Source organism: Rhodococcus sp. P4_E4 (genome assembly GCF_056401575.1).
The window spans coordinates 263,812-279,096 of the sequence record NZ_JBFUJB010000006.1 but is presented as its reverse complement, the minus strand read 5'-3'; the positions used below and the strand labels follow the sequence as shown (position 1 = coordinate 279,096).

Below are 15,285 nucleotides of genomic sequence, written 5' to 3'. Positions count from 1 at the left end.
GATGAACCTTCGCAGGCTGGACAGATCCAACACTACGGTAACAATCTGATAACGGCCTGTGAAACCGGATTAGGCGGAGCGGACCAGACGGTCGGGTAGTGCATCAGCGACTTGTCGGTAACGGTCGATCATCGTTTCGATCAGTAGAGAGTGCCCACCGATCGTTTCGGCGAAACGCGCGCGCGGACATACCGTTGCTGCTGCAGCGCTGAGCCGGTCGGTCAGTAGGCCGGGAGCCAAGAACCAGGGTGCGACGACAACGCGTTCGGCGCCGTTCTGCTCGAGAGCGGAGATCGCCTGGGCAACTGTTGGTTCCGCGGATGTCGCGAAACAGATTCGAACGCCCGACCAGTTGGTTCCGCTCAGGAGAGTGGACGCCAGTTCTGCGGTCGCGGCGTTGGCACGCGCGTCGGACGAGCCGACTGCCGCAAGAGCGACACCGACCGACGGATCGTCCGGCCGGGCGCCCGCTTCGAGGATTCGCTCGCGCACTGCCTCGATAAGCCGAGCATCGCGACCTAGTACGTCTGCTTGGAACACGGTCAGTTGGGGGTGGCGTGTCGCGGCAGCGGCCAAGAGCCCGGGCAGATCTACCCGAGCGTGGAAGGCGTTGCCCAGCAGCATCGGAACAACAACGGCGTGAGTGTGGCCGTCGTGTGCAACTCCGTCCAGGACCTGATCGATGGACGGTGCATTGAGATCGAGAAACGCCAGCCGGACATCGAGGTCTGGCCGGGCTTCACGAAGAGCCGCCACGGCAGCCGCGATCACCCGAGCAGAACGGGGATCACGGCTGCCGTGCGCAACAGCAATGAGCGGAACCATCGACTTAGACGCGCTCGCCCAATTCGACAGCGGAAATGACGTCGCCGACCAAGCCGGCTGCGAGAGTGTTTCCACCAGCGGGATCGATCAACAGGAAGCTGCCGGTGTGGCGGTTCACTGCGTAGTCGTCGGCCACGATCGGCTCGGCCACGCGGATCGAAATCTTGCCGATCTCGTTGAGCTCGAGAGTGTCCGGGCCCTGATCCGTGGTGAGATCCTGCTCGTTGAAGCGCTCCACCAAGCTGCCGACGATGGCCTGCGTCGTGCGCGTGCCGTGCTTGAGCAGCAGACGTGCGCCGGGGCGCAGCGACTTCTCGGCCAACCAGCAGACGGTGGCGTCGAATTCGCCGATCGGCTCGGGTGCGTCAGACGGCGAGGCGATGGTGTCGCCGCGAGAGACGTCGACGTCGTCGGCCAGGATCAGCGTGACGCTGCGCCCCGCGTGGGCGACGTCGAGTTCGCCGTCGGCCGTGTCGATACGAGTGACGGTGGTGCGCGTACCCGAGGGCAGGATCACCACTTCGTCGCCGGGTACGACGGAACCGGCGGCAACCTGGCCGGCGTATCCGCGGTAGTCGAGGAACTCGGCGGTACGCGGACGGATCACGTACTGCACCGGGAAACGCAGGCCGACGCGATGCGGCTCGGCGTCGACCGGAATCGACTCGAGGTGCTCGATCAGCGTGGGGCCGGTGTAGTACGGGGTCTTGTCGGAGCGGATGGCGACGTTGTCACCGTGCAGTGCCGATACCGGGATCTCGACGACGTCTTCGCTTGCCCAGCCCAGTGAGCTGGTGAGTTCGTTGAACTCGGCGGAGATCGAGGTGAATACCTCTTCGGGGTTCTCGACGAGGTCGATCTTGTTCACGGCGAGAACGAGCTTCGGGACACCGAGCAACGCGAGAACCGCTGCGTGCCTACGAGTCTGCGCGATGACGCCCTTGCGAGCATCGACCAGCAGGATCACGAGCTGAGCCGTCGAGGCACCGGAGACCGTGTTGCGGGTGTACTGCACGTGGCCCGGTGTATCGGCAAGCACGAAGGTGCGTTTGGGGGTCGCGAAGTAGCGGTACGCCACATCGATGGTGATGCCCTGCTCACGCTCGGCGCGCAGTCCGTCCACCAGGAGCGACAGGTCAGGGGTGTCGAGACCGCGGTCCACCGACGCACGGGTCACGGCGTCGATCTGGTCGGCGAGAACGGATTTCGTGTCGTACAACAGGCGGCCCACGAGTGTGGACTTTCCGTCGTCGACGCTGCCGGCAGTTGCCAGTCTGAGCAGATCGCTCATCAGAAGTAGCCCTCTCGCTTGCGGTCTTCCATGGCCGCTTCGGAAACTCGGTCGTCGCCACGGGTCGCGCCGCGCTCGGTCAAACGTGATGCCGCAACTTCGGCGAGAATCGCTTCGTTGTCAGCCGCATCGGAGAGAACAGCACCGGTGGTCGAACCGTCGCCGACGGTGCGGTAACGCACCGAAAGGGTCTGCAGCTCTTCGCCGTCAGCCGGACCACCCCAGACTCCGGGGGTCATCCACATGCCGTCGCGCTGGTACACCGGACGCTGGTGGGCGTAGTAGATGCTGGCGAGTTCGACGTTGTCGCGGGCGATGTAACGCCAGATGTCCAGCTCGGTGAAGTTGCTGAGCGGGAAGACGCGCACCTGCTCGCCGGGGGAGTGGCGACCGTTGTAGAGGTTCCACAGTTCCGGGCGCTGCTTCTTGGGATCCCACTGGCCGAAAGCGTTGCGCAGCGAGAAGATCCGCTCCTTGGCGCGGGCGCGCTCCTCGTCGCGGCGAGCGCCACCGAAGACGGCGTCGAAGCGGTTCTCGGAGATCGCGTCCAGCAACGGAACGGTCTGCAGCGGGTTGCGGATACCGTCGGGACGCTCGGTGAGGCGACCGTCCGCGATGTACTCCTCGACGCTGGCCACGTGCAGGCGCAGGTTGTACTTGGCCACGACGTGATCGCGGAAGTCGAGAACTTCCTGCAGGTTGTGGCCGGTATCGACGTGCAGCAGGGTGAACGGCAGCGGCGCAGGCCAGAAGGCCTTGATCGCCAGATGCAGCAGCACGGTGGAGTCCTTACCGCCCGAGAAGAGAATGACCGGGCGTTCGAACTCGCCGGCTACCTCTCGGAAGATGTGGATCGCTTCGGACTCGAGGGCGTCGAGAGTATCGAACTGTGTGCCGTCGAGCTGAGGACGTGAAAGTGTCAAGTCAACTGTCATGATGCGTGCAACCCGCATTCTGTCTTGGAGGCACCGGCCCAACGACCGCTACGCGGATCGCTGCCGGGGGCTGGCTTGCTGGTGCAGGGTGCGCAGCCGATGGACGGATAGCCCTCGTCGACAAGAGGATTGACGAGGATGGAATTGGTGTCGATGTAGTTCTGCATCTCCTCGTCCGACCACGGAGCGATCGGGTTGATCTTCACGAGGCCGAAGGCGTCGTCGAAGGAGATCAGGGGAGCGTTGGCGCGGGTGGGCGCTTCGACGCGGCGGATGCCGGTCACCCACGCGCTGTAGCCGGACAGTGTCTGCTTGAGGGGTGCGACCTTGCGCAATGCGCAGCAGCGGTTGGGATCACGGGCGAACAGATCCTTGCCCTCGGCGACATCCTGCTCGGCGACGCTTGCCAGCGCGCGTGCATTGATGACGTTGACGCCGTAGACCTGCTCGACCGCGTCACGTGTGCCGATGGTCTCGGGGAAGTGGTAGCCGGTGTCGAGGAAGAGTACGTCGACGCCCGGATGAACTTGTGCGGCAAGGTGAACCAACACACCATCCTGCATGTTCGACGCAACAATGTAACCGTTACGATCCCCCGTCGCTGCGCTCGCCCCGTCACCGAACGTGTCCTCGGTCCACTGCAACAGTTCCTGTGCGCTGGCTCCGTCGAGTTCTACGGCACCGCGCTCGGCGATGGACCGAAGCTCGTCGGCGGTTGCTCGCGAAATGTCCACTGTCATCGCAAATCTCCTTCGTCTGCGCGCACTGCCCATTCGGCGAACCGTTCACCTTCGTTGCGGTTCTTGACGAACTGACGTACGACGCGGTCGATGTAGTCACCCATCTCGACGCTGGTGACCTTGTGCTGGCGCAGCTTGCGTCCGAAGGCGCTGTCGAATCCGAGGCTGCCTCCCAGGTGAACCTGGAAACCCTCGACTTGATTCCCCTCACCGTCGTCGACGAGCTGGCCCTTGAAGCCGATGTCGGCGATCTGCGAGCGAGCGCAGGAGTTGGGGCAACCGTTGATGTTGATGGTGATCGGCACGTCGAGCTGGCTGTTGATGTCGGCGAGACGCTGTTCGAGTTCGGGCACGAGCACCTGCGAACGCTTGCGTGTCTCGGCGAACGAGAGCTTGCAGAACTCGATGCCGGAGCAGGCCATCAGGTTCTTGCGCCAGTGCGACGGTCGGGCGGGAAGGCCCAGCGCGTCGAGATCGGCGATGAGCGGCTCGAGGGTCTCGTCGGCGACGTCGAGGATGATCAGCTTCTGGTACGGCGTGAAGCGGATCCGGTCGCTGCCGGCTTTCTCCGCGGCGTCGGCGACCTGAGCCAGGATGTCTCCCGAGACGCGGCCGGCGATCGGAGCGAAGCCGACTGCGTTGTGGCCGTTGCGGGTCTTCTGGATGCCGACGTGGTCGATCGGGCGCTTGGGCTTCTCCGGCGCGGGGCCGTCGATGAGCGGGCGCTTGAGGTACTCCGTCTCGAGAACCTCGCGGAACTTTTCGATGCCCCAGTCCTTGATGAGGAACTTGAGCCTTGCCTTCGCGCGCAGACGGCGGTAGCCGTAGTCACGGAAGATCGAGACGACACCCTCCCAGACATCGGGGACCTCGTCGAGCGGAATCCAGGCGCCGACGCGCTGCGCCAGCATCGGGTTGGTGGACAGTCCGCCGCCGACCCAGAGGTCGAGGCCCGGGCCGTGCTCGGGGTGGTTCACGCCGATGAAGGCGATGTCGTTGATCTCGTGAACGACGTCCTGCTGACCGGAGATGGCGGTCTTGAACTTGCGCGGCAGGTTGGAGTACTTGGGGTCGCCGATGTAGCGGCGCACGATCTCGTCGATCGCCGGGGTGGGATCGAGGACCTCGTCGAGCGATTCGCCGGCCAGGGGAGAACCGAGGACGACGCGGGGGCAGTCACCGCACGCTTCGGTGGTCTTGAGTCCGACGGCTTCGAGGCGCTTCCAGATCTCCGGAACGTTCTCGACCTCGATCCAGTGGAACTGGACGTTTTCGCGGTCGGACAGGTCGGCGGTGTTCCGGCCGAATTCCTTCGAGATGCCGGCGATGGTGCGCAGCTGCTCGACGTTGAGAGCGCCGGCGTCGCAACGCACGCGCATCATGAAGTATTTGGCCTCGAGCAGGTCGATGTTCTCGTCGCCGGTGAAGGTGCCGTCGTAGCCTTCTTCGCGCTGGGTGTAGAGACCCCACCAGCGGAAGCGGCCGCGAAGGTCGCCCTTGTCGATGCTGTCGAATCCCTGCTTGGAGTAGATGTTCTCGATGCGGGCCCGAACGTTGAGCGGGTTGTCGTCCTTCTTGGCCTGCTCGTTGGCGTTGAGCGGCTCGCGGTAACCGAGGGCCCACTGACCTTCGGCGCGACGCTTGGCGGGACGCGCAGCGCGTGCGGGCCGGGCTTCGGCAGGTGCTGCCGAATCGGCGGGTGTGGCGGCGTCGGTGGTCGACGTCATCGATGAACTCCTGGATCTGGGCGGTTGATCGGCACGCGGCACGCACTATCGACGAACTGTGGCGGTGTCTGATCGGGACGCACCGGTCCGTGTCGGAAATCGAGGGGGCTGTCCTCGGTCTCGGAAAGCTCGCGGCCGGCAGGTGTGCTCACGAAAACGAACAGCTGGAGAAGCTGTATCTCTGAAACGACGTGTCTCTGCAGAGAGTTGTTTCGGTGAAGCAGATGGAGATGAGCGGGAAAGGCTGGAAGATCAGTGAAAGATCAACAGCTACACAGGTGCAGACACGACGAGCTGCACACACGCTTGAAGTCGACATGGCGACGCGCCACAAGTCGCACTCCGAGTCCGGTCATGCGGACCATTGTGCCACGTCAACTCGATAATTCCGACTCGGGCGCATATTTCCACGAAAAACGGGGGAAATATCGAGTTCAGGCCACGCGCCGACCTGCATCGCAGGCTGAATAGGTGTGCGTTCCGGATGCTGGGACACTGGAGGCGTGAATGCCACCAGCACGACTCCCACTCGACAGAGCGAGGCGACGCCCTTCGCCTTGCCCGCGCGATCGCTCGAGGGTGTCGGGAAACGGCCGTTCGGGATCTACATCCACGTCCCGTTCTGTGCCACCAGGTGTGGGTACTGCGATTTCAACACCTACACGGCCGGTGAGCTCGGAACCTCGGCGTCGCCGCAGTCGTGGCTGGAGGGTTTGCGACGCGAACTCGATCTCGCGGCCGAGATGACGGGCGCCCCGGCGGCCGAGACGGTGTTCGTGGGCGGTGGAACGCCGTCGCTGCTCGGTGGCGACGGGCTGTCCGACGTGCTGTCGGCGGTTCGCAGCAGCTTCGGCTTGGCGTCCGGCGCCGAAGTGACCACGGAATCGAACCCCGAATCGACGTCGCCGGAATTCTTCGACGCCCTCCGCAGTGCGGGATTCACCCGCATTTCCCTCGGCATGCAGTCCGCGGCTCAGCACGTCCTGAAGATCCTCGACCGCACCCACACTCCCGGCCGCGCCGTCGCTGCCGCGAAAGAGGCTCGCGCAGCTGGTTTTTCGCACGTGAACTTGGATTTGATCTATGGAACGCCGGGGGAGCGAGACCAAGATCTGGACGCCTCACTCGACGCGGTTCTCTCCGCCGATGTCGACCACGTCTCGGCCTACGCGTTGATCGTCGAGGACGGCACCGCCATGGCTCGCAAGGTCAGGCGCGGCGAGCTGCCCGCGCCGGACGACGACGTGCTGGCCTCACGATACGAACGAATCGATTCACGCCTGTCCGAGGCCGGCTTGCACTGGTACGAGGTCTCCAACTGGGCAAAGGCGGAAACCGCGGACTCCGGTGACACCCGGTGCCGTCACAACCTCGGCTACTGGGACGGTGGTGACTGGTGGGGCGCCGGACCGGGCGCGCACAGTCACGTCGGCGGAGTGCGGTGGTGGAACGTCAAGCACCCGGCACGGTACGCGGAACAGTTGGCCCTCGGTGAACTTCCCGTCGGCGGCAGCGAAGACTTGACCGCCGAGGACGAACACATGGAGCGCGTCATGTTGACCGCGCGGTTGCGTACGGGACTTCCGTTGTCGGAACTGTCTGCATCCGAACGCCTTTCGGCCGAACAGGTGGTAGTCGACGGGTTGGCCGTGATCGAGAACGATCACGTGGTTCTCACCGACCGTGGCCGCCTGCTCGCTGATGCGGTGATTCGCACGATCCTGACCTGACGCGGCACCATCCTTCGCCGCGTAATGTGGCCGTGGTGGCCATCATTCATCGTGCGCAGCTGAATCCGTCCAAGAACGACCTGCTCCGAGCGTGGGTGCCCAAGCAGCCATGGATCGGGTCGGTCGACTGTTCGACGCTCGAACGCGTCGACGCCTATCGTTTCGACGACCCGGACGGCGAGGTCGGAGTCGAGACGCATCTGCTCCGCTCTGCCGACGGTCGAATTCTTCAGGTCCCGCTCACTTATCGTGGTGCTCCGCTGGACGGGGCGGAGACTGCGCTGATCGCAACCATGGATCATTCGGTACTGGGCGAGCGGTGGGTGTACGACGCTTGCTGCGATCCGGTCTACGTGAGCGCGGTGGCGACCGCGATTCTGACCGGTGGGGCCGGAGTCGATCTGGTTTTCGCGGACTCCGCCGATCACATCCCGGTGACGGCTCACGTAGTAGGCAGCGGTAAGGCTGGCGCTTCCGTACCGGACGTCGAATCGGTGACCTGCTCGACAGTCGGCACCGACACGATCATCAGCGCGGGAGAACTGGAATTGACCGTGGTGAGAGTGATCGACGCAGATCGAGTGTCAGGCTCGGCGACGCTCACCGGAACCTGGCCGGGGCAGCCGAATCCCGCACTGCTCGCGTTCGTCGGTTGAGTCTCGGCGCCTGAGTCGCGTGAGCGTCAGCGGACGCCCTCGATGACACCGGGCATCGCGTCGAAGTCGAAGACACGCGCGTGCAGCACGACGCGGTTTCGCAGGGCCGAACGAACCGCTCGGTGCAGGCCGTCCTCGAGGTAGAGAGTGCCGCGCCACTGCACTGCGTGAGGGAACAGATCGCCGTAGAAGGTCGAGTCCTCCGACAGCAGGCGATCGAGTTCGAGGACCTTCGTGGTGGTCACGATCTCGTCGAGTCGAACCTGACGTGGAGGGAACTTCGACCAGTCGCGTAGAGACAGTCCGTGATCGGGATACGGTTTGCCGTCCATCACGCCTTTGAAGATCATGTGCCGCCTAGTCCATGGTTGTGCGATCGACCCTTCGCCGATCTCACTCCACAGTAAGGGCAACAGCCGTCTCTGGCGCTCGGGCGATTAGACTGCCAGTGGGAACCGATGTGTAAATGTCGGTGTTCGTTCTGTTCAGGAAACGGAGGTGGCAACGATGTCGAGTACCGACGACAGGCGTTTCGAGGTCTTACGTGCAATCGTGGCCGATTACGTCTCCACCCAGGACCCGGTGGGATCCAAGGCCCTGGTCGAGCGTCACAACCTCGGAGTGTCGAGCGCCACTGTGCGCAACGACATGGCATTCCTCGAGGCCGAGGGCTACATCGCCCAACCGCACACCAGTTCCGGCCGCGTCCCCACCGACAAGGGATACCGCGAGTTCGTCGATCGCATCGCCGACGTCAAGCCCATGTCCGGGCCCGAGCGACGAGCGATCCTGGAGTTCTTGGAGTCGGGTGTCGACCTCGACGACGTTCTGCGCCGCGGTGTGCGACTGCTCGCGCAACTGACCCGTCAGGTCGCGGTTGTCCAGTACCCGTCGCTGTCCGCGTCGTCGGTTCGCCACCTCGAGGTGGTCGCATTGACGCCGGCGCGCCTGCTTCTCGTTCTCATCACCGATTCCGGGCGAGTCGATCAGCGAATCGTCGAACTCGGGGACGTCCTCGAAGACGAAGACCTTTCCCGGTTGCGCGCGCTTCTCGGCGGGGCCCTGGAAGGCAAGCGCCTGGCCGCCGCGTCGATTGCCGTGGCGGAACTGGCCGACGAGTCTCCGGCCGACCTGCGCGACGCCGTGATCCGGTCGGCAACGGTTCTGGTCGAGACCCTGGTCGAACATCCGGAAGATCGCCTCGTTCTGGGCGGAACCTCCAACCTCACGCGCAACGCCGCCGATTTCTCCGGTCTGGCCGGCTTCCCCGGTTCGCTGCGCGCAGTGCTCGAAGCACTGGAAGAGCAGGTAGTGGTCCTCAAACTGCTCGCCGCGACGCAGAATTCCGGCACGGTCACCGTCCAGATCGGTGAAGAGACGCAGGTCGAACAGATGCGCGGAACCTCCGTGATTTCGACTGGCTACGGCGCGGCCGGTACCGTTTTCGGTGGTGTCGGTGTGCTCGGACCCACACGGATGGACTATCCGGGAACAATTGCATCGGTTGCCGCCGTTGCCAGATACATCGGCGAAGTTCTCTCCGAGCGATGACGGACGTCGACATTTGGTCGGCACACCTCCTCGCGAGGACTGAGGAAAACCTAGAAGTAAGAGAAGGACGAGAGACTCAACGTGGCACGGGATTACTACGGATTGCTCGGCGTCGGCAAGAACGCGACAGACCAGGAGCTCAAGCGCGCTTACCGCAAGCTGGCACGCGAACTGCACCCGGACGTCAACCCTGACGAGGCGGCGCAGGCCAAGTTCAAGGAGATCTCGACGGCCTACGAGGTCCTGACCGACCCGGAGAAGCGTCGCATCGTCGATCTCGGCGGAGACCCGCTCGAGTCCGGTGGCGGCGGAGGTGGTGGCTTCGGCGGCGGATTCGGTGGCGGTGGCCTCGGCGACGTCTTCGAAGCCTTCTTCGGCGGCGGTGGCGGCGCAGGTCGTGGGCCGCGCGGTCGCGTTCAGCCCGGAGCCGACTCGTTGCTTCGCACCAAGCTGACCCTCGCAGAATGTGCGACGGGCGTCAGCAAGCACGTGACCGTCGAGACGGCCATTCTGTGCGACAGCTGCACCGGAGCCGGAACCAACGGCGACTCCAAGCCTGTCCGCTGTGAGACCTGCAACGGTGCCGGCGAAGTTCAGTCCATCCAGCGATCGTTCCTCGGCCAGGTCATGACCTCGCGTCCCTGCCCGACGTGCCGCGGTGCCGGTGAGACCATCCCGGATCCCTGCCACAAGTGTGGCGGCGACGGCCGAGTGCGGGCCAAGCGCGACATCACGGTGAAGGTTCCGGCGGGCGTTGCCGGTGGCATGCGCATCCGTTTGACTGCGCAGGGTGAAGTCGGCCCAGGCGGCGGACACCCCGGCGACCTCTACGTCGAGATCGTCGAGCAGCAGCACGACGTCTTCGTTCGGGACGGTGAAGACCTGCACTGCACCATCCGTGTTCCCATGGTCGACGCAGCACTGGGTACCAGTGTCACCGTCGACACCATCATCGACGGCCCCAAGGAAATCACCATCGAGCCAGGCACCCAGCCCGGGCACGTTGCTGTTCTTCGCGGTCACGGTATGCCGAAACTGCGGTCGGGAGTGCGCGGCGACGTCCACGCTCACCTCGAGGTGGTCATCCCGAGCCGCCTCGATCACAAGCAGTCCAAGCTGCTCAAGGAATTCAAGCTGCTCCGCGATCGTGACGAGGCCGAGGTCGTTTCGACGACGTCGCAGAACAGCGGTGGTCTGTTCTCGCGTCTTCGCGAAGCATTCAGCGGCCGCTGACGGTGGCCGCAACGGTCTTCTTTCTCGACCCGGTTCCCGGCGTCGGTGAAATCGCAGTTCTGGACGGGCAGGAGGGTCGCCACGCGGCCACTGTCCGCCGGATCGGTGTCGGCGAGCGTTTGGTGTTGGCCGACGGCCGTGGCCGGGTAGCCGACGCCGAGGTGACGAGCGTCGGCAAGGATCGCCTCGAACTGTTGGTCAGCGACGTTCAGGTTCTCGAGCAGCCCAAGCCGTTGGTGACCCTGATTCAGGCACTGCCCAAGGCCGAGCGCTCCGAGTTGGCCGTCGAACTGGCCACCGAGGCTGGTATCGACGCCGTGATTCCGTGGCAGTCCCTGCGTTGTGTCGCCAAATGGGAAGGCCCGAAGCTCGCCAAGGGCGTCGCACGCTGGCGAAGTGCCGCAGTGTCTGCGGCGAAGCAGTCCAGACGCGCGTTCGTCCCGGAGATTTCGGATCTGCACAAGACGGCGGCGGTGATCGCGTTGGTTCGCGACGCCGTTGCCCGCGGCGCTGTGGTTGCGGTGCTTCACGAATCGGCGACGACGCCGTTGGCCGGCTTGCCGTTGGCGAGCGCGGACGAGGTATTTCTCGTTGTCGGTCCCGAAGGTGGGCTCGACGATTCGGAGATCAGTGCGTTGTCGGAGGCCGGGGCCACTCCGGTGCTTCTCGGGCCGACGGTCCTGCGCACGTCGACTGCCGGAGCCGTCGCTCTGGGCGCCATCGGAGTGCTGACCGATCGCTGGGGACCACGGCCACTGCACTGATCTTGTTGTGACTGCACTGACGTTGGTGTGATCCCGAGCTGAATCGGATCCGGCGCTCAGCGAAGTGTCAGATTTGCGCACTATCGTAAGGACGTCGGGGGTCGCCTTCGGCGTGAGTTGGTTCGGGGATTTCAGGAGGCCAGATGTTGTCACGTGCGCATATGCGAATTGCCGGAGCGGTGTGTGCCGCGGCGGCGATGATGCTGGTTGCGGGGTGCACCGTCTCCACCGGAGACAATCCTGGCTCTTCCGGTAATGCCGTCACCACCACACCGACCAGCGAGGCGCTCGTCACCGTCACTCCCGCCGACGGCGGAACCCCCGTGAGCCCCCTCGATCCCATCGAGGTCCAGGTCGCGAAGGGAACACTGACGACCGTCGCGCTGACCAATCCCGAAGGTAAGGAAGTCGCCGGTATCACGACGCCTGACAAGACGTCCTGGAAGCCGAGCGAACCACTCGGATACGGCAAGACCTACAAGCTTGTCGTCGATGCCGTCGACGCGAATGGTGTTGCCACGACCAAGAACACGACGCTGACCACCGTCGCGCCGAGTAATCAGACTCGCGCGTACATCAACACCACCGGTGGCGCCTCGATTTCGGACGGTGGCACGTACGGCGTCGGTACTGTCGTCGCCGTTCATTTCGACGAGTTGATCGGTGACAAAGCCGCGGCCGAGAAGTCTCTGGTGGTCACCACCAATCCGCCCGTACAAGGATCGTGGTACTGGGTCGACGGTCAGAACGTTCACTGGCGTCCGCAGAATTACTACGCACCAGGCACGACGGTCTCGGTGAACGCGAACATCTACGGCAAGCAACTCGGCAACGGACTGTACGGCCAACAGGACGACACCGTGTCCTTCAAGATCGGCGACTCCCACGTCTCGGTCGCCGACGACAACACCAAGATGGTGACCGTCTACGAAAACGGTCAGGTGATCAAGGAAATGCCGACCTCGATGGGTATGGGCGGCACCGAAACGATCGGCGGCACGACGCTCTCGTTCTGGACCCAGCCCGGCACGTACACCGTGATGGACAAGGCCAATCCCGTCATCATGGATTCGTCGACCTACGGTCTGCCGATCAACTCGCGCCTGGGCTACAAGGAATCCATCAACTGGGCCACCCGCATCAGCACGGACGGTATCTATCTTCACGAGTTGGAGAGCACCGTCTGGGCGCAGGGAAACACCGACACCTCGCACGGTTGCCTCAATCTCAGTGCGGCCAATGCCAAATGGTTCTTCGATTTCTCGCAGCCAGGGGATGTCGTCGAGATCAAGAACACCGGCGGGGCTCCGCTGGAGGTGTGGCAGAACGGCGACTGGACCCTCTCGTGGGCAGACTGGGCCGCAGGCAGCGCCCTCGCCTGAGATAGATTTCCTCGGTGCCTCGATTCAAGATTCCGTACGGCCGACACGAGCAACAGTTCGGGCATCTCTACGTTCCCGACGAGGCGGTTGACGGCCCGATCCCGATCGTCATGCAGATCCACGGCGGCTTCTGGAGCGGGCAGTACGGATTGAATCTGGGCACCGCATTTGCCGTCGAACTCGCGCGGCACGGCGTCGCAGTGTGGAACATCGAATACCGCCGCCTCGGGGCGGGCGGTGGTTGGCCGGAAATGTCCGCCGACGTGAAAACGGCGTACGACGAAATCCCCGGACTGGTTGCCGCGAAGTCCTCGGCCGAATTCGATCTGAATCAGATTCGCCTGCTCGGGCATTCGGCCGGCGGACATCTTGCAGTGTGGCTGGCGGGGGAGAAGGACACGTTCACCCGGCCTGAACGGGTCATCGCGCAGGCTGCCGCACTCGATCTGGCGTCGGCAGGCGAGCGTGGACGACGGATCAGTTTCATCGAGGATCTGTTCGGCGTTCCGTTCGAAGCGGACCCGGATCTGTATCGCAATGCGTCGCCACAGCATCGACTGCCGATCGGCGTACCCGTTGTGTGCGTCACGGGTGCGGAGGATCTGCAGGTGCCGGCCAAGGTGAGCTCCCGGTATGCGAAGGCTGCCGAAGCGGCTGGTGATCCCGTGGCACTGCGCGTGATCGAGGGCGAAGGGCACGACGCATTTCTCTCACCCTCGACCGAGTCCTGGCGGGTCTCCCGCGAGTTGGTTCTCGCCGAAGACCCGCTGGCTCCGAGCACGTCAGACTGACACGGGGTCTTCTTGCACAGGGGCCTTCTTGCCCGGCAGGATGAACGCCACGACAACTGCCCCCACGAACAGTGCAAGACCGCCCGCCCAACTGGCCGCCGAAATCGCGTCGGCGTAGGCACTGCCGGCGGCGTCGAGCAACGGCCCTGCCTGAGCTGCAGCCAAGGGGTTGCCTGCCATCTCTTCGGCGACCAACGAAGCGCCGCCGACGGATTCTCCCGACACCTCCATTGCGTACGCGGCCTGTTGCGCCAGCTCACCCGTCAACTGCGGAACCTGCATACCGCTGATGAATCCTGCGATCGAATCCTTGTAGCTCGCAGCCAGGATCGAGCCCAGGATCGCGATTCCCAGAGAGCCGCCGAGTTCGATGGCGGTGTCGTTGAGGCCACCAGCAGCGCCGAGATCGTCCTCGGAGAAGTTGTCCATGATGGCGTCGGTGGCCGGCGGTTCACTCAAGCCGATGCCCAGGCCGAGCAGGATCAGTGGGACAGCGAACATCCAGTAGCCCGAATCGCCGTCTACCTGCGTGAGAATCAGAACACCGACCGCGGCGACGACCATGCCGCCGACGATGGATGCCCGGACGCCGATCAGCGGAGTGATCCGGCCACTGACCACGGCGCCGATCGAAACGGCAATTGCCAAGGGCAGCAGACGAACACCGGTTTCGAGTGCGCCGTAGCCGAGGATGAACTGGAACTGCTGTGAGATGAAGTAGATGGCACCGAAGGCGGCCAGGAAGAGCAGAAGTACGGCGAGTGTCGCGCCGCCGACCATGCGCTGGCCGAGTTTGCGGACGTCGAGCAGTGGCTGCGGGTGACGCAGTTCCCAGACGACGAACGAGACGAGGCCGATCGCTGCGAGCACGGCGGCGCCGATGGGTCCGCCGGTCCACCCGAAGTGGAATCCGTTGATGATCGAGTACACGAGCGAGCCGATGGTGACCACCGAGAGTGCTCCGCCGATCCAGTCGATCCGGCCCAGGTGCTCGGCCTTGCTCGGCGGCACCAGGATTACGGCGGCGACGGCAGCGACTGCGGCGATCGGGACGTTGATCAGGAAAGTGACGCTCCAGGAATGGCTGTCGAGAATCCAGCCGGCCAGTAGCGGACCGAGGGCAATCGCCAGACCCGACGTCGCCGCCCACGCCGCGATGGCGCGTGATCGCTCCGCTTTGGGAAAGGTGGCGACCAGAAGCGAGAGCGTCGCGGGCATGATGATCGCGGCGCCAACGCCCATGATCATTCGTGCCGCGATGACGGCGTTGGTGGTGTCCGCGATACTGCCGAAGACGGCGCCGCCGGCGAACACGGCGAGTCCGGCCAGAAGCGCTCCGCGGCGACTGTACTTGTCGCCGATCACGCCGAACAGCAACATCAGCGCGGCGTAGGGGACTGTGTAGCCGTCGATGACCCATTGCAGTTGCGTGCTGGTGAGCCCGAGGTCCCTGGTCATGTCCGGCGCCGCGACGATCAACGCGGTATTCGCCATCACGACGATCAGCAAACTCAGGCATAACACCCCGAGCGCGGCCCACCGCCGTGAGTACGGCTGGTCCATCTCCGAGACAGGTTTGCTCATGAGTGTCGTCATGACGCGACTCCGTTCCTGATGATCGAAGAGACTCCTCGATCTATTTGCACACTGATGTGTAAGT

Annotated in this window: 14 protein-coding genes; 7 read left to right on the top strand and 7 right to left on the bottom strand. The window is 64.2% G+C overall.

Annotation, left to right across the window (positions count from 1 at the left end):
- Nucleotides 1-69: 69 nt before the first annotated feature.
- Genes AC1DVN_RS10090 through AC1DVN_RS10070 form a run of 5 tightly spaced genes read right to left on the bottom strand, consistent with a single transcriptional unit; the run spans nucleotide 70 to nucleotide 5,518 of the window.
- A complete protein-coding gene (locus AC1DVN_RS10090; protein ID WP_020969974.1) occupies nucleotides 70-825 on the bottom strand; it encodes a sirohydrochlorin chelatase in 756 nt (251 codons plus the stop codon).
- Between the two features lie 4 nt (nucleotides 826-829).
- Complete coding sequence (locus AC1DVN_RS10085) at nucleotides 830-2,116, bottom strand: sulfate adenylyltransferase subunit 1 (protein WP_020969973.1); 1,287 nt, start codon at nucleotides 2,114-2,116, stop codon at nucleotides 830-832.
- Nucleotides 2,116-3,051 (bottom strand): sulfate adenylyltransferase subunit CysD, encoded by a 936-nt coding sequence (gene cysD / locus AC1DVN_RS10080; protein ID WP_020908199.1) that lies wholly within the window; start codon nucleotides 3,049-3,051, stop codon nucleotides 2,116-2,118. Before cysD ends, AC1DVN_RS10085 begins: the two co-directional genes overlap by 1 nt.
- On the bottom strand, nucleotides 3,048-3,791 hold the full coding sequence (locus tag AC1DVN_RS10075; protein ID WP_021333398.1) for a phosphoadenylyl-sulfate reductase: 744 nt from the start codon (nucleotides 3,789-3,791) through the stop codon (nucleotides 3,048-3,050). Before AC1DVN_RS10075 ends, cysD begins: the two co-directional genes overlap by 4 nt.
- On the bottom strand, nucleotides 3,788-5,518 hold the full coding sequence (locus AC1DVN_RS10070) for a nitrite/sulfite reductase (protein WP_019749031.1): 1,731 nt from the start codon (nucleotides 5,516-5,518) through the stop codon (nucleotides 3,788-3,790). Before AC1DVN_RS10070 ends, AC1DVN_RS10075 begins: the two co-directional genes overlap by 4 nt.
- A 503-nt stretch (nucleotides 5,519-6,021) precedes the next feature.
- Here AC1DVN_RS10070 and hemW point away from each other — a divergent pair.
- Together hemW and AC1DVN_RS10060 are read left to right on the top strand one after the other, a co-directional pair.
- The gene (gene hemW, locus AC1DVN_RS10065) at nucleotides 6,022-7,248 is read left to right on the top strand and encodes a radical SAM family heme chaperone HemW (protein WP_378669536.1); all 1,227 of its coding nucleotides are present in this window, start codon (nucleotides 6,022-6,024) and stop codon (nucleotides 7,246-7,248) included.
- A 35-nt stretch (nucleotides 7,249-7,283) separates the two neighbouring features.
- Nucleotides 7,284-7,904 carry a CG0192-related protein gene (locus tag AC1DVN_RS10060; RefSeq protein ID WP_080910114.1) on the top strand — a complete coding sequence of 207 codons (621 nt, stop codon included), beginning with the start codon at nucleotides 7,284-7,286 and terminating at the stop codon, nucleotides 7,902-7,904.
- A gap of 26 nt (nucleotides 7,905-7,930) precedes the next feature.
- Here the strand turns inward: AC1DVN_RS10060 and AC1DVN_RS10055 are convergent, their stop codons facing one another.
- The gene (locus AC1DVN_RS10055; RefSeq protein ID WP_003944521.1) at nucleotides 7,931-8,254 is read right to left on the bottom strand and encodes a type II toxin-antitoxin system VapB family antitoxin; all 324 of its coding nucleotides are present in this window, start codon (nucleotides 8,252-8,254) and stop codon (nucleotides 7,931-7,933) included.
- A gap of 157 nt (nucleotides 8,255-8,411) precedes the next feature.
- Here AC1DVN_RS10055 and hrcA point away from each other — a divergent pair, with 157 nt between their 5' ends.
- The 5 genes from hrcA to AC1DVN_RS10030 all read left to right on the top strand — a co-directional run bounded on the left by hrcA (nucleotide 8,412) and on the right by AC1DVN_RS10030 (nucleotide 13,625).
- Nucleotides 8,412-9,455 carry a heat-inducible transcriptional repressor HrcA gene (hrcA, locus tag AC1DVN_RS10050; protein ID WP_019749027.1) on the top strand — a complete coding sequence of 348 codons (1,044 nt, stop codon included), beginning with the start codon at nucleotides 8,412-8,414 and terminating at the stop codon, nucleotides 9,453-9,455.
- A gap of 81 nt (nucleotides 9,456-9,536) precedes the next feature.
- Nucleotides 9,537-10,688 carry a molecular chaperone DnaJ gene (gene dnaJ / locus AC1DVN_RS10045; protein ID WP_019749026.1) on the top strand — a complete coding sequence of 384 codons (1,152 nt, stop codon included), beginning with the start codon at nucleotides 9,537-9,539 and terminating at the stop codon, nucleotides 10,686-10,688.
- 2 nt (nucleotides 10,689-10,690) lie between these two features.
- Entirely contained in the window at nucleotides 10,691-11,452 is a 762-nt protein-coding gene (locus tag AC1DVN_RS10040) for a 16S rRNA (uracil(1498)-N(3))-methyltransferase (RefSeq protein ID WP_021333396.1), read from the top strand.
- Between the two features lie 143 nt (nucleotides 11,453-11,595).
- Nucleotides 11,596-12,834 (top strand): L,D-transpeptidase, encoded by a 1,239-nt coding sequence (locus AC1DVN_RS10035; RefSeq protein WP_020908192.1) that lies wholly within the window; start codon nucleotides 11,596-11,598, stop codon nucleotides 12,832-12,834.
- A gap of 14 nt (nucleotides 12,835-12,848) precedes the next feature.
- Nucleotides 12,849-13,625, top strand: a complete 777-nt coding sequence (locus AC1DVN_RS10030) for an alpha/beta hydrolase family protein (protein WP_021333395.1) — start codon at nucleotides 12,849-12,851, stop codon at nucleotides 13,623-13,625.
- Here the strand turns inward: AC1DVN_RS10030 and AC1DVN_RS10025 are convergent.
- Nucleotides 13,617-15,221: an MFS transporter gene (locus AC1DVN_RS10025; protein WP_019749022.1), complete on the bottom strand. Its 1,605-nt coding sequence runs from the start codon at nucleotides 15,219-15,221 to the stop codon at nucleotides 13,617-13,619. The genes AC1DVN_RS10030 and AC1DVN_RS10025 overlap by 9 nt on opposite strands.
- Nucleotides 15,222-15,285: the final 64 nt, after the last annotated feature.